The organism is Photobacterium makurazakiensis (assembly GCF_050336715.1).
In the GTDB taxonomy this organism is placed as follows: domain Bacteria; phylum Pseudomonadota; class Gammaproteobacteria; order Enterobacterales; family Vibrionaceae; genus Photobacterium; species Photobacterium makurazakiensis.
This window is the reverse complement of record NZ_JAKJSJ010000010.1, coordinates 68,959-83,499: the sequence shown is the minus strand read 5'-3', so window position 1 is coordinate 83,499 and position 14,541 is coordinate 68,959. Positions and strand designations below refer to the sequence as shown.

The window sequence follows — 14,541 nt, the reverse complement described above, 5'->3', positions numbered from 1 at the left end:
CGGATTGTAATGAAAAGTTCACTTAAAAACGCACGATCCACCAACCTTTCACAAATAATCACGACCACATTTTGTAATGAAATATTAATGCAACACATTACACTAACAAGCACGCTACAACCCCGAGAACAAAGCGCAACAACGCTTTCATTTTTGTAAAGAGTATCCCTGTAATACCCAAAAAAACGATTACGAAGGTACTTACTGCTCAAACATGCAAGTAATTATTCGTCACTACAGTTTAGCCAAAAACAAAAGAAGCACCCTAAGGTGCTTCTCAAAAAATACGTGCTACAGTCACGCTGACCTAATCATTAATAATTAAGCCGTATTATTCCCATTCGATAGTTGCTGGTGGCTTACCAGAAATATCGTAAACAACACGGGAGATACCATCAACCTCGTTAATGATACGGTTAGAAACCTTACCCAAGAAATCGTATGGAAGGTGTGCCCAGTGCGCCGTCATGAAATCAATAGTTTCAACAGCACGCAGTGATACAACCCAATCGTATTTACGGCCATCGCCCATCACGCCAACTGAGCGTACAGGTAGGAATACCGTAAATGCTTGAGAGACTTTGTTGTAAAGATCTGCACTGTGTAGCTCTTCAATGAAAATAGCATCTGCACGACGTAGTAGGTCACAGTATTCTTTCTTCACTTCACCTAGTACACGCACACCTAGACCAGGTCCAGGGAACGGGTGGCGATAAAGCATGTTGTACGGAAGACCTAGCTCTAGACCAACCTTACGCACTTCATCTTTAAATAATTCACGTAGAGGCTCAACTAATCCCATTTCCATATCGTCTGGCAGGCCGCCAACGTTATGGTGAGATTTAATCACGTGCGCTTTACCATTTTTAGATGCTGCAGATTCGATTACATCAGGGTAGATAGTACCTTGCGCCAACCATTTAGCATTTTTCAGCTTCTTCGACTCTTCATCAAAAACATCAATGAAGACATGACCGATAATCTTGCGCTTCGCTTCTGGATCGTTCTCACCAGCCAATGCGCTTAAGAAACGATCTTCAGCTTTAACATGGACAATGTTCAAGCCAAAATGCTCACCGAACATCTCCATTACTTGCTCACCTTCGTTTAAACGAAGCAAGCCGTTATCAACGAAGACACATGTTAGTTTGTCGCCGATAGCACGGTGAAGCAGCATCGCCACAACAGATGAATCAACACCGCCAGATAAGCCAAGGATAACTTCATCGTCACCCACTTGCTTTTTAATGTTAGCGACAGCGTCTTCAATGATGTTCGCAGAAGTCCATAGTTTTTCACAACCACAAATATTCAATACGAAGTTTTCGATGATACGCATACCCTGGCGAGTGTGCGTTACTTCTGGGTGGAACTGAACACCGTAGAAGTTTTTCTCTTCGTTTGCCATTGCAGCAAACGGACATGTCTCTGTTTCAGCAATTTTCACGAAGTCAGATGGAATTTCAACCACTTTGTCGCCGTGGCTCATCCAAACATCAAGCATTGCTGTTCCGTCTTCAGCAATTGCATCTTCAATATTTTTAAAGAAAGCTGTTGGCTCAACAACTTTAACTTGTGCGTAGCCGAATTCACGCTCCGTAGAGCCTGCAACTTTACCGCCTAACTGCTCTGCCATTGTTTGCATGCCGTAACATACGCCAAAAACAGGAACACCAGCTTCAAATACATACTGCGGTGCACGAGGCGAACCAGCTTCAGTTACACTTTCCGGACCACCTGAAAGAATGATGCCGTTTGGATTGAAGTCACGGATATCGGCTTCATCAACGTCCCAGCTCCATAGCTCACAATAAACACCAATTTCACGAATACGGCGTGCAATAAGCTGAGTGTACTGAGAACCAAAGTCCAGAATAAGGATACGTTGTTCATGGATATTTGCGGTAGTGGTCATTATCGAGCAGTCTCAAAATAATTGAAATTTGGGGGCTTAAAAACGCCCCCGATTTTATACAAGTTTTCCATTTAGGCAAACGTTTTCGTCAGGCGTATCTACACCTGATTAAAATTAGCCCATACGGTAGTTTGGTGCTTCTTTTGTAATGGTCACATCATGGACGTGTGACTCTTTCATACCAGCGCCTGAAATACGTACAAACTCCGCTTTTGTACGAAGCGCTTCAATCGTTGGAGAACCTGTTAGGCCCATACTTGAACGTAAACCACCCATCTGCTGATGAACAATTTCTTTCATTAGGCCTTTGTATGCAACACGACCTTCGATACCTTCAGGTACCAATTTGTCAGCGGCATTATCAGTCTGGAAATAACGGTCTGAAGAACCTTTAGACATCGCACCTAGCGAGCCCATACCACGGTATGATTTATAAGAACGGCCTTGGTACAGCTCAACTTCACCCGGTGCTTCTTCCGTACCGGCAAACATAGAGCCAACCATCACACAAGATGCACCAGCAGCAATAGCTTTACACATATCACCAGAGTAACGAATACCACCGTCGGCAATAACTGGAATGCCATGTTGATCAGCAACCGATACCGCTTCTGCAATAGCTGTCACCTGAGGAACACCAACACCAGTAACAATGCGGGTCGTACAGATAGAACCAGGGCCAATACCAACTTTAACCGTGCTAACACCCGCATCGATAAGTGCACGAGCACCTTCAGCTGTAGCAACGTTACCACCAACAATTGGCAACTCAGGAAAGGCTTCACGTGTTTCACGGATACGTTGAAGAACGCCTTCAGAGTGACCGTGAGATGAATCGATAAGCAGAACATCAACGCCCGCTTCAACCAATGCTTTCACGCGCTCTTCGTTACCAGCACCAGCACCAACAGCTGCACCAACGCGTAAACGACCACGGTCATCTTTACATGCGTTAGGTTTACGCTCTGCTTTTTGGAAATCTTTCGCGGTGATCATGCCTTTCAGTTGGAAGTCATCATTAACTAACAGTACTTTTTCAACACGGTACTGTTGCATGATAGCTTCAACGTCTTCGCGTGATGCGCCTTCTTTAGCTGCAGCGAGCTTGTCTTTTGAGGTCATCACCTCTTCTACTTTCATAGAAAGATCAGTAACGAAACGAACATCGCGGCCAGTAATGATACCGACGAGTTCATGGTTGTCTGAAACGACAGGATAGCCAGCAAAACCATTTTCAAGTGTCAGGCGCTTCACATCTTCAATTGTGTTATATGGCTTAACCGTTACAGGCTCAGATACAACACCGGCTTCAAACTTTTTCACCATACGTACTTCATTGGCTTGCTGCTCAATAGACATATTTTTGTGAATGAAACCGATACCGCCTTCTTGAGCAAGGGCGATAGCCAAGCGACCTTCTGTCACTGTATCCATTGACGCTGAAACCATAGGAATGTTTAGCGTAATATCTTTCGTCAGGCGGGTGCGCAGATCGGCAGTGTTAGGCAACACAGTTGAGTGGGCTGGAACCAGTAGTACATCATCGAAAGTCAAAGCTTCTTGTTTGATTCGTAACATTGCAATATCTCACACCAAGTAGAGGTTTAAAGAAGGATAAAATATTGCGAACAAAGTATACGCACGATGCAAACGATTGGCCAGTTATTTTTTAATTTTATTTATTGACTATTTTTACTTCGTGTGTAGTATATGTCGGTTAAGTTTCCGGTGCTGCGGTCGGCATTTTACGACCAAGATCTGTCCAGCGATCTGCCTAGGCTTTGGCAACGTACGTCTGCTTTTTGCCTCCGCTCACTTCTTGGCCTTTCGATAACAGGTGTCTCGCCTCGTGACTCTATTCGCTCAACAGACCCAAACCAACGATCGTATCTACACTGTTTCTAGTCTTAATGCTCAAGTACGTTTAATTCTTGAAAATGAAATGGGGGTTGTGTGGTTAATTGGTGAACTTTCAAACCTTTCAATGCCTGTGTCAGGTCATTGGTACTTCACGCTTAAAGATTCCCGAGCACAAGTTAAATGTGCCATGTTTAAGGGCAACAACCGTCGGGTTACCTTTAAACCAGCCAACGGTACTCAAGTGCTGGTAAAAGCTCGATTATCGCTTTATGAGCCTCGCGGTGATTACCAGCTGATCATCGAAAGTATGCAGCCAGAAGGTGATGGCCGTCTTCAACAGCAATTTGAACACCTTAAAATGTCACTCGCGGCTGAAGGTCTGTTTGCTCAATCGGTCAAAAAGCCATTACCCCAACAACCTAAGCGCGTCGGTATTGTTACCTCGAAAACCGGGGCTGCCCTGCATGATATTTTAAATGTTCTGCAGCGCCGTGATCCAAGCCTGCCCGTAGTAATCTACCCAACGATGGTGCAAGGGGAAGGATCTGCAATTTCCATCGCACAAGCCATTGGCCGTGCCAACGCCCGTGAGGAGTGTGATGTACTGATTGTTGGTCGCGGCGGCGGTTCATTGGAAGATCTATGGGCTTTCAATGAAGAGATTGTTGCTCGCACTATCGCGGCGAGCCATATACCCATAGTGAGCGCTGTAGGCCATGAAGTTGACGTCACTATTGCAGATTTTGTTGCTGATGTTCGTGCAGCCACTCCATCGGCAGCGGCTGAATTGATAAGCCGTGACATGACTCAGCAAACTCAATCTATTAAGCAGAAAACGCAACAACTGCAGCATGTTATGCGCCATTATCTAGCGACAAGGCAATCGCAAACGGTGGGGTTACAACATCGCCTTGATCGCCAACACCCGCAGGTAAGATTAAATCAGCAACAACAGCAATTAGATGAACTATCAAGTCGCTTAGAAAATACAATGGCTCGATTAATCACAACTCACCACCAGCACATTGAGCGAAATAATTACAAGCTGTCTTTACACTCGCCAGCACAAACAATCAAAGTGCAGCAATCTCGTGTTGAGCAAACCGAGCGTCGCCTACTCGATGCCATGGATCGCCGCCTACTTAACGTGAGGCATAAACTGGCGATGGCAGCCGAAAAGTTGGAAACCGTCAGCCCATTAGCCACTTTGGGACGCGGTTACTCCATTACACGTGATGCAAAAGGAAAAGTGGTACGCCATGCCAACCAAGTAAAACCAGGCGATACCCTAATCACAAAACTGGCCAATGATGAAATTCAGTCAATTGTATCTGAATAAACGACAGAGCAAATCTGAGCCGATAAGCTGAAAAGAAAAACGCCGCTATGATAGCGGCGTTTTTTTTGATGCATTACGCGTTAATACTTTTCAAATACAATTTTAACGCGAGATTTTGACTTCAACTCGTTGCAACTATTACAAAAGTAGCTGGCAGAACCACATGCCTGAAGCTTTTCCATTTCAGCTGCACAATCAGGGCAAAATGCTTTTTTCTTTACGACGGTCTGGCAATAGTCGCAATAGTATTGACCATCCTTCCAGGCTAATTCACTGTGACATTCTGGGCAGGTATTCTGGCTCACTTTATATTCCTTCATCAATGCGTCTTTCTGACAGTAATCTTATAACAATTTTAAGCCATAGCCTTTTGATCCAACTCAGGATCTTTCATCTCTGATCGACTCTAATTCCTGCCAAATCAAATATATTACTATCACAGTAATAACGGCAATGAACCAATGGCTTACTCAGCATTTTGTAATATGCCCCTACCACGTTGATCGTTCGCCAAAAGCTTGATCTAATTCAAAAGCCAAAGTGATCAGCGATCTGGTTCCAAAAGAATATTTATCAATACACTTCCCGAAAGCATAAGTTACATGTTCTGCATATGGATTTTAAACGATATTTTAACCTGCGATCGGTATGATTATACCGATAGATCAAGCGTAATCTATATTAGAAAAACACCGATCCAACCATTATGGCTTACATACTGCAGTTCGTGTGACCATTTTTATTTCTTGCTCATTTATCACCACAAACTCAACCTGAATTGAAGCGTATTCAGCTAACGATTGCACATGTGTGCCACCACATGGGATTTCAACCAAGCCTTCTTCAGCAAGATCACATTGCCAATAGCGGGAGTCTGTTAGGGCGACGCCATCACGGCGCATAACCACTGGATATTTCGCCTGACACCAACGTGTCAGGTGCCCATTGATTAAGTCAGCTATTTGAGGCAACGCCGCAAGCATATCGGCAGAATTTAATCCTCGCTTACGTAAGGTTTTACCTAAGCGGTAAGTATCAGTGCTGCAATCTTCCGTTACTCGACTCTCTGTTTGGGCATAACTATGGAAGTCGTAATGGCCGAGTTCATCTTTTCGGGATGCGTCTTTACGCCAGTAATCGTGGTGTAGCACCTTATTCAAGGCCAGTGATGACAGGTGACCGGCACTGTGGCCACGACTCAAAGCCAGCTGATAGGCTTGATCGACATCGAGCACGACAGGGCTACCTATCAAGGTAATGTCTAATGTTTGCTCAATGTAGTGAGCGACAACAAATACCCACCCTGCCTCATTACGCTTAACTGGGATATCTGCGCCAACATAAAGTTGATGGCTAGCCAATTCGACCGCGCCATGAGAGCACGTTGCAACGGAATAATCTGCGCCAGCAATTGTCACCGAACCACGGTCAGCAGGATGATCTGGCCAAATATGACTCACAGGGTGGAACGGGGTTATATCAGTTACGAGCCAGCAACCACCTTGCGGTGATGGCACAATCATTTGTACCACAGCTTGAGCTGAGAATTGGCGCTCGGTAAAAACAACTTCTGTCGGGGTTATTGCTGACATGGAATTCCTTTAGTACATCCCAAAAATATTTAAAGGGGATTATAAACAAAAAAACCCAGCATAATGCTGGGTTTTTAATAGGACTGTTGTCACGATAAATTACTTACCGCGGTTCTTCAGTGCACTGGTTAGACGCTTGCGTTGACGTTCTTGAGAAATCGTCAGTTTCTGCGTTTTACCTTCAAACGGGTTCTCGCTATTCTGGAACTGAATACGAATTGGTGTACCCATCATTTCCAGAGACTTACGGTAATAGTTCATCAAATAGCGCTTGTATGAACCTGGCAATTCTTTCACCTGATTACCGTGAACAACGATAATTGGTGGGTTGTAACCACCTGCGTGGGCATATTTTAGCTTCACACGGCGGCCACGGATCATTGGTGGCTGGTGATCGTCTTGCGCCATTTGCATGATACGCGTCAGTAGCGACGTACTAATACGCTTCGTCGCTGACTGGTAAGCTTCTTGTACTGACTCATACAAGTGACCAACACCTGTACCATGTAAAGCCGAGATGAAGTGAATACGAGCAAAGTCAACAAAACCAAGACGGCGATCAAGTTCTGATTTCACGCGATCTTTCACTTCGTTGTCTAAACCGTCCCACTTATTCACCGCAATAACCAGTGAACGACCAGCGTTTAGGGCAAAGCCTAATAAGCTCAAGTCTTGGTCTGAAATGTTCTCACGCGCATCAATAATAAGTAATACGACGTTTGCATCTTCAACCGCTTTCAAGGTTTGGATAACTGAGAACTTCTCAACAGCTTGGTGCATGTTTTTACGGCGACGGATACCTGCTGTATCAATCAGCACATAATCCTGACCATCACGCTCCATTGGAATATAAATAGAGTCACGTGTCGTGCCAGGCATATCGTAAACAACAACACGCTCTTCGCCCAGAATACGGTTAGTCAGGGTCGACTTGCCCACATTTGGACGACCAATAATCGCTAACTTGATCGGTTGCTCTTGCAGGCGCTTGTATGCCGCTTCTGCATCTTCTTCAGACAGGTTTGCTTTCTCGATATCTTCAACTGATGTTAAATCTTCGATACTTGGCTCTTCACCCTCTTCTGCCGCATTCAAGCTATCAGAGAAAGGTGCAAGCGCACGTTCCATCAGTGCAGTAACACCACGGTTCTGCGCAGCAGCAATTTGGTACATGGCATCCACGCCCAATTGCCAGAAATCTGCACAAGCGCTATCTGCATCGATGCCATCAATCTTGTTAACAACCAAGAATGTTGGCTTCTCACGGCTACGCAAGTGCTTTGCAATCGCTTCATCAGATGGTGTTAGGCCAGCGCGACCATCAACCAAAAATAAAACTACATCTGCCTCTTCAATGGCTGCCAGCGACTGCTCAGCCATTTTCGTTTCAACACCTTCTTCGGTGCCGTCAATACCGCCCGTATCGATAACAATAAATTCGTGCTCTTCGAGCTCTGCTTTACCGTATTTACGATCCCTTGTTAGGCCAGGAAAATCAGCTACCAGCGCATCCCTTGTACGGGTAAGACGGTTGAATAACGTCGATTTACCCACATTTGGGCGCCCGACTAGGGCAACAACAGGAATCATAACTACCTCTTACTTTTCATTGTCTTAATGACATAATGTCCATTCATTCTTATCTCCAGCCACAAAATTGTGACCTTCATCCGACAATAATATCGCGAATGGATATAACAATAACGGCTCCTGACTGTATTTACAGCAGGAGCCGACAAATTCGATGGCGCGTATTATACCGACTATTTACGGCATTTGCATTTTGTTAATGCGGCCATCCCGAGTGATAACTAAATATCCATCACTCATACGCAGCGGTGGTACAGCAATACCACTGCCGTCTGTTTCTTGTTGAGCGACAAAATCACCAGTGTATGGGTCTAGCCAATGTAGGAACCCTTCACTATCACCCACGACAACATAGCCGCCAACAATAGTCGGAGCGCTTAATAAGCGGTATTCCAAATCATTGTTAGCCCAAAGCTCCGTTCCACTGCGAGTATCAACTGCCACAATATGGTCTTGATCTGTGATTAAATATAGTTGATTACCATCAATCACGAAATCTGTTGCAGAAGAATAAGCACGTTTCCATGCCGCCTGGCCACTACGCAGGTCAATCGACACTAAGTTACCATTGTAACCCACAACATAAAGTCGTTCGCCATCAATAATAGGTGTCGCGTCCACATCGACAAGGCGATCAATTTCCGTAGATCCTCTTGGAGAACCAATCGGCTGCTGCCATAACATTTGGCCATTAGCCATTAATGCTCCAGCAAGGCGACCGTTAGCTTGTCCCCAGAAAACACCACCTGAAATAGCAACTGGCGCGCTGTCACCACGAAGTGTTAACGTTGGTACTTCACTACCAAGTTGCCACTTGTTTTCACCGGTATCCGCATCAAGTGCCTGTAAGATACCACGGCTAGTATTAACAACGACTAAGCCTTCATCGATCAATGGTTTTGAAAGTACTTCACCTTCAACGGTCGAACGCCAAAGCTCTTCACCCGTCGCTTCATCAAGCGCGATAACCTCAGCGTTTTCGCTGCCGATAAAGACCTTGCCATAAGACAGAGCAATACCACCAGCCAACCTTGCGCTGATGTCACCTTCAAGGTCAACTTCCCAAATTAGTTGACCATTTTCCGGATCAAGTGCTTGCACTATACCGTTGCGATCTGCAACGAATAGTTTGCCATAGCCAAGTGCTGGAGATAGTTTAGAGAAGTAATGGCCAACGCCATCACCCACACTCTGACTCCAGCTTTGTATCGGAGAAAAACTACTTTCGACAACGGGCAATGGTGCCATCTGGATCGTATCTTCTTCCCCAGCACATCCCGCAAGGATCCCTACGGCAAGAGCAACAGAGATAGCTTGCTTTAACACCTTCTGCATACACTTCAACCTTACTGTGCTAGATCATCAAGCTTAATTTGAAGTGCTGGTGAAGCGCCAAGTTGTTGCGCAGCAACATAAGCTTCACGTGCAGCAACACTATCGCCTTTTTGCAATAGAACATCACCACGCAATTCAGCAACTTTCGCCTTCCAGCTTTCGCCTGTTACTTTATCTAGCTCAGCAAGTGCTTGGTCAAACGACTGCTGTTCTGCGTAAATACGCGCTAAACGGGTTTGAGCAACAGGAAGAATAGCGTCATCCTTCGTATTACCAATTGCCCAATTTAACTGTTCAGCCGCAGCATCAAGATCACCATTTGTAACCTGTGCTTTCGCCAACTGAAGCGCAGCCAATACCGAGTACTGGCTACTGTCATGAGCTGCAATAAACGCCTGAACATCAGCAACAGCGCTGTCGCTGCCTGCTTCTAGACGATTAATTACCTGCGTATACGCATCTGATGCCTGTTCCTTAGCTGACTGAACTTCGGCTTGATAATAACGCCAACCAGTCAAACCACCCAGACCAATCACAGCACCGAGAACAATGGCTTTACCATTTTCTTTCCACCAAGCCTTAATCTGTTCAACTTGTTGTTCTTCTGTGATATTGCCGTCCACTTCCTGTCCTCTCTTAAATCAATTCGGCCAGCTTAGCTGCCACTTCGTCTTGCGCCATTGTGGTTTGTTCACCGCCGCGAAGATCCTTAACTACTACGGTATTTTCAGCGATTTCATTTTCGCCCAGTACCAATGCAACTGCAGCGCCAACATTATCAGCACGCTTAAACTGTTTCTTGAAATTACCACCACCGAAGTGGCTCATCACACGTAGACCCGGTACATCTTCACGAAGTTTTTCGGCAAGTTGCATACCTGCCAGCATGGTGCCCTCACCAGCCGTTACCATGTACACGTCAACCGAACGGCGTACATCAGTTAGCTCTAGGGTTTCCATCATCAGTACAAGACGCTCTAGACCCATAGCAAAACCTACTGCAGGTGTTGCTTTACCGCCTAGCTGCTCGACAAGGCCATCATAACGGCCACCGGCACATACTGTACCTTGAGCACCTAGACTCTCAGTGATCCATTCAAAAACAGTGCGGTTATAATAATCTAAACCACGAACAAGACGTTCATTTACTTGATATTCGATGCCCGCAGCGTCTAATAGTTCACATAAACCAGCAAAATGTTGAGTTGATTCTTCGTCTAAGTACTCAGAAAGTTTCGGTGCATCGACCAAAATTGCCTGTACTGCTGCATTTTTACTATCAAGAACGCGCAGTGGGTTGGTGTGCATGCGACGTTTACAGTCTTCATCCAACACATCTAAATGCTGCTCAAGGAATGCAACAAGTGCTGTACGATAATTCGCACGCGCTTCTAAAGAACCGATTGAGTTCAACTCTAAACGGACATGCTTGCTAATACCCAGCTCACGCCAAAAACGCGCCATCATCATGATAAGTTCAGCATCAACATCTGGACCATTTAGGCCAAAGACTTCAACACCAAACTGGTGGAACTGGCGGTAACGGCCTTTCTGTGGACGCTCATGACGAAACATTGGGCCGGTATACCATAAGCGCTGCTCTTGGTTATACAGCAGACCATTTTGGATCCCTGCACGTACACAACCCGCAGTACCTTCTGGGCGCAGTGTTAAACTATCGCCGTTACGGTCATCGAATGTGTACATTTCCTTTTCAACGACATCAGTTACTTCACCGATAGCACGCTTAAACAAATGCGTAGATTCAACGATTGGCATACGGATTTCATTGTAACCGTATGCACTCACTACTTGCTTAATGGTACCTTCCACTTTGTGCCAAAGAGGAGATTGCGTTGGTAGGCAGTCGTTCATGCCTCGAATTGCTTGAATTTGTTTCGCCACGTTTGTTCTCGTTAACCGATGGGGAGTTGAATCGAATATATAAGTTCTAGCCAAAATAGTGAACCACACCCTGAAAATCAGGGGGTAGTTCCACGGTATTTTGCTATTTTTCCGTCACATCAATGCGATTGTTGATATCGAGTATTGATGCTTTCGCACGGATTTTAGTTTCTAGCTGATCGATAACATTATCGTTATCAAAGCGCTCTTTCTGACGAATTCCATCTTCGTAGAAGGCACTCTTACGGTTACCACCAGCAATCCCAAGGTGTGATACTTCTGCTTCGCCAGGGCCATTAACCACACAGCCGATCACAGACACATCCATAGGAATAGTAATATCTTCTAAACGCTGCTCCAGCTCGTTTACCGTGCTGATCACGTCAAATTCCTGACGTGAACAGGTTGGACAGGCGATAAAGTTAATACCGCGAGCACGAATACGCAGAGATTTCAGAATATCAAAGCCAACTTTAATTTCTTCAACAGGATCGGCAGCCAGCGAAACACGCAATGTATCACCGATACCTTCAGCAAGAAGCATACCTAGGCCAACAGCCGACTTTACTGAACCTGCACGCGCACCACCGGCCTCGGTGATACCAAGGTGAAGTGGTTGTTTAATTTGTTGAGCAAGCTTACGGTACGACTCGACGGCAAGGAAAACATCAGACGCTTTAACACTGACTTTAAATTGATCAAAGTTAAGGCGATCAAGGATATCCACATGACGCATTGCCGATTCAACCAAAGCATCAGGTGTTGGTTCACCGTACTTCTGCTGAATTTCTTTCTCTAATGAGCCACCATTTACCCCAATGCGAATTGGAATATTATTATCGCGAGCACAATCAACGACCGCGCGAATACGGTCTTCACGACCAATATTGCCCGGATTAATGCGTAAACAGTCAACCCCGTACTCTGCCACTTTTAAGGCTATACGGTAATCAAAATGAATATCCGCAATTAGCGGAATATCAACCTGTTGCTTGATTTGTTTAAACGCCTCGGCGGCGTCCATTGTTGGTACAGAGACACGAACTAGGTCTGCACCAACATTTTCCAACGCTTTGATCTGAGCGACCGTCGCAGCAACATCTGTTGTGCGGGTATTGGTCATCGATTGAACTGCGATAGGTGCGCCATCACCAATAGGCACATTCCCAACATAAATACGGGTAGATTGGCGACGGATAATTGGAGATTCGTTATGCATTACATTCACTCTATTTACTGCGGCAGTTTCAATCGCGCTACTTTTCCAGCTGGGTAGCCGCTTAAATCAACCGACTCCCCTTTATAACTCATTGTAACAACACCAGGCGCACCCAGCACAACCCTAAATGGCTCATCGCCTTCTAGCTTCAATACATCACCGGCTTTCTTAATTCCCGTGTCTAAACGTTTACCGTTCACATCACGAATATCAATCCAGCAATCACCACTGAAGCTCAGTTCGAGGGTTGACTCAACAACGACTGCACTATCTTCATTTTCACTGACGATACCGGTAAGCTGCTCTGCCGCTAAACTGTCGGCGCTATCAACATCATCGTTTTGAAGCATGTCATCATTTGAGGCTGTTTCAGTAAAACTATCTTCAAAGCTCGCTTGAGGCTCTTCGATTTGTTCAGCAACCATAGGCGTCATATCTTCAACCGACGGTGATGAGACCACACTCGCTTCATCTGAAGGGTTGGCATTTAATACTGTTACCGTATCAACGTCTGCTTCACCGTTACCCGTAGCAAGGGATTCATCTAAAGGCTGCGTCTGCTGACTGTTCGATGCCGATAAGTCAGCTTCTGATGACATTTGCAGGCTCTGCCACCACCAAACGCCCGTTAAACCTATAAATAATACTGCTAAAGCCCAAGTTAATCGCATGATACGGTTATCATGAGCTTCTCGCTTGGTTCGGCGAGAAAAACTCTGCATTTCTTGTTCTTGAGGTTGAGCATGACCAAAATGGTCAAGCTTTGCCAAAACGTCTGCTTCATCTAAACCGACAAATTTGGCGTAAGAACGCACATAACCTCGCGTAAACGTGGCAAGTTGCGCTTTTTCAAAATTATTTAGCTCGATATCATTCACTACCGAGAGACGAAGCCTCAATCGGCTGGCAACATCTGCCTGCGTATAGCCTAATTGTTCACGAGCCTGACGCAGCATATCCCCTGGAAGAATAACGTCTTCTGTTGATCGTTCTTCGTTCTGTTCAGTATTCATTGGCTAGGTATTTTTGATATTGCTTTGAGTTAGGGAACTGTTCCTTTAGGAGACTGGCATATTTATCAACCTGGCTCTGCTGATCAGCTTGTTGTTCCAGCTGAATCAGAAGCCAAAGGCTGTCTGCCTTGTACCCATACCTCTTATTAAATTTAAACAGCATGACGCGCGCATCTTTCAGATTACTATCATTAATGTCTAACTGCGCCAACTGCAACATAGATTTCGGTCGATACGGATCATAAGACAAGGCTTTTTCAAAATAAACCTTCGCTTCCGGCTTACTGCCTTTTTTCAGGCTACATAATGCCGCATTCTCGTAACTGGCCGAAGTCAGGTAATAATAAGGTTGTTTTATGGCCTTTTCAAAAGCACTAATGGCTTCATCGTAACGTGCTTGACCACACAAGAATACACCATAGTTATTTTGTACATCACCATTTTTAGGTGAATCGCGAAGCGCCTGACGGTAAATAGCTTCGGCTGCTTCTGGCTCATCAACCCGTTGATAATAATAGGCCATCGCATTCTGAGCACGATAGTATTTAGGCGCATAATTTAATGCTAGTTCCAAATTATCCCGCGCCCGTTGCCACTGGCCATTCTCAAGGTAACTAAGCCCTAAAGAAATTCGAGCTTCAGCAGCTTCGACTTTATCAACAGTTTGCTTTTTATTGCCCGTTTCATCGACGGTAACACAACCGACCATTAAACTACACAATAATGGGTACATCGTCCATCGCACCATTTCCACCCCACATCAATATCCATAT

12 protein-coding genes are annotated in these 14,541 nt (G+C 45.2%); 1 reads left to right on the top strand and 11 read right to left on the bottom strand.

Annotation, left to right across the window (positions count from 1 at the left end; all coding sequences use genetic code 11):
* Positions 1-331: 331 nt before the first annotated feature.
* Both guaA and guaB read right to left on the bottom strand, forming a co-directional pair.
* On the bottom strand, positions 332-1,915 hold the full coding sequence (gene guaA, locus L4D09_RS02830; protein ID WP_428455976.1) for a glutamine-hydrolyzing GMP synthase: 1,584 nt from the start codon (positions 1,913-1,915) through the stop codon (positions 332-334).
* 114 nt (positions 1,916-2,029) lie between these two features.
* Positions 2,030-3,493 carry an IMP dehydrogenase gene (gene guaB, locus L4D09_RS02825; protein WP_428455975.1) on the bottom strand — a complete coding sequence of 488 codons (1,464 nt, stop codon included), beginning with the start codon at positions 3,491-3,493 and terminating at the stop codon, positions 2,030-2,032.
* 271 nt (positions 3,494-3,764) lie between these two features.
* On the opposite strand from guaB, the gene xseA reads away from it, so the two are divergent.
* Positions 3,765-5,114 carry an exodeoxyribonuclease VII large subunit gene (gene xseA, locus L4D09_RS02820; RefSeq protein WP_428455974.1) on the top strand — a complete coding sequence of 450 codons (1,350 nt, stop codon included), beginning with the start codon at positions 3,765-3,767 and terminating at the stop codon, positions 5,112-5,114.
* Positions 5,115-5,194: 80 nt separating this feature from the next.
* Here xseA and L4D09_RS02815 read toward each other — a convergent pair whose 3' ends face one another.
* From L4D09_RS02815 to pilW, 9 genes are all read right to left on the bottom strand, one after another.
* Positions 5,195-5,419, bottom strand: a complete 225-nt coding sequence (locus L4D09_RS02815; protein WP_428455973.1) for a zinc ribbon domain-containing protein — start codon at positions 5,417-5,419, stop codon at positions 5,195-5,197.
* A gap of 399 nt (positions 5,420-5,818) precedes the next feature.
* On the bottom strand, positions 5,819-6,706 hold the full coding sequence (locus tag L4D09_RS02810; RefSeq protein WP_428455972.1) for an alanyl-tRNA editing protein: 888 nt from the start codon (positions 6,704-6,706) through the stop codon (positions 5,819-5,821).
* A 99-nt stretch (positions 6,707-6,805) separates the two neighbouring features.
* Positions 6,806-8,296, bottom strand: a complete 1,491-nt coding sequence (der, locus tag L4D09_RS02805; RefSeq protein ID WP_428455971.1) for a ribosome biogenesis GTPase Der — start codon at positions 8,294-8,296, stop codon at positions 6,806-6,808.
* A gap of 177 nt (positions 8,297-8,473) precedes the next feature.
* A complete protein-coding gene (gene bamB, locus L4D09_RS02800) occupies positions 8,474-9,631 on the bottom strand; it encodes an outer membrane protein assembly factor BamB (RefSeq protein ID WP_428455970.1) in 1,158 nt (385 codons plus the stop codon).
* Positions 9,632-9,642: 11 nt separating this feature from the next.
* Positions 9,643-10,254, bottom strand: coding sequence for a YfgM family protein (locus L4D09_RS02795; RefSeq protein ID WP_428455969.1), 612 nt, complete (start codon positions 10,252-10,254; stop codon positions 9,643-9,645).
* 13 nt (positions 10,255-10,267) lie between these two features.
* Positions 10,268-11,536, bottom strand: coding sequence for a histidine--tRNA ligase (gene hisS, locus L4D09_RS02790; protein ID WP_428455968.1), 1,269 nt, complete (start codon positions 11,534-11,536; stop codon positions 10,268-10,270).
* 103 nt (positions 11,537-11,639) lie between these two features.
* The gene (gene ispG / locus L4D09_RS02785; protein ID WP_428455967.1) at positions 11,640-12,755 is read right to left on the bottom strand and encodes a flavodoxin-dependent (E)-4-hydroxy-3-methylbut-2-enyl-diphosphate synthase; all 1,116 of its coding nucleotides are present in this window, start codon (positions 12,753-12,755) and stop codon (positions 11,640-11,642) included.
* 14 nt (positions 12,756-12,769) lie between these two features.
* The gene (gene rodZ / locus L4D09_RS02780; RefSeq protein WP_428455966.1) at positions 12,770-13,768 is read right to left on the bottom strand and encodes a cytoskeleton protein RodZ; all 999 of its coding nucleotides are present in this window, start codon (positions 13,766-13,768) and stop codon (positions 12,770-12,772) included.
* Positions 13,758-14,516 (bottom strand): type IV pilus biogenesis/stability protein PilW, encoded by a 759-nt coding sequence (gene pilW / locus L4D09_RS02775; RefSeq protein ID WP_428455965.1) that lies wholly within the window; start codon positions 14,514-14,516, stop codon positions 13,758-13,760. The genes rodZ and pilW overlap by 11 nt, the downstream gene beginning before the upstream one ends.
* Positions 14,517-14,541 lie beyond the last annotated feature (25 nt).

What these genes read in the sequence shown, in the direction of transcription:
- bamB (WP_428455970.1), bottom strand. Translation starts at nt 9,631, where the DNA reads ATGCAGAAGGTGTTAAAGCAAGCTATCTCTGTTGCTCTTGCCGTAGGG.
- rodZ (WP_428455966.1), bottom strand. Translation starts at nt 13,768, where the DNA reads ATGAATACTGAACAGAACGAAGAACGATCAACAGAAGACGTTATTCTT.
- ispG (WP_428455967.1), bottom strand. Translation starts at nt 12,755, where the DNA reads ATGCATAACGAATCTCCAATTATCCGTCGCCAATCTACCCGTATTTAT.
- guaA (WP_428455976.1), bottom strand. Translation starts at nt 1,915, where the DNA reads ATGACCACTACCGCAAATATCCATGAACAACGTATCCTTATTCTGGAC.
- pilW (WP_428455965.1), bottom strand. Translation starts at nt 14,516, where the DNA reads ATGGTGCGATGGACGATGTACCCATTATTGTGTAGTTTAATGGTCGGT.
- der (WP_428455971.1), bottom strand. Translation starts at nt 8,296, where the DNA reads ATGATTCCTGTTGTTGCCCTAGTCGGGCGCCCAAATGTGGGTAAATCG.
- L4D09_RS02810 (WP_428455972.1), bottom strand. Translation starts at nt 6,706, where the DNA reads ATGTCAGCAATAACCCCGACAGAAGTTGTTTTTACCGAGCGCCAATTC.
- guaB (WP_428455975.1), bottom strand. Translation starts at nt 3,493, where the DNA reads ATGTTACGAATCAAACAAGAAGCTTTGACTTTCGATGATGTACTACTG.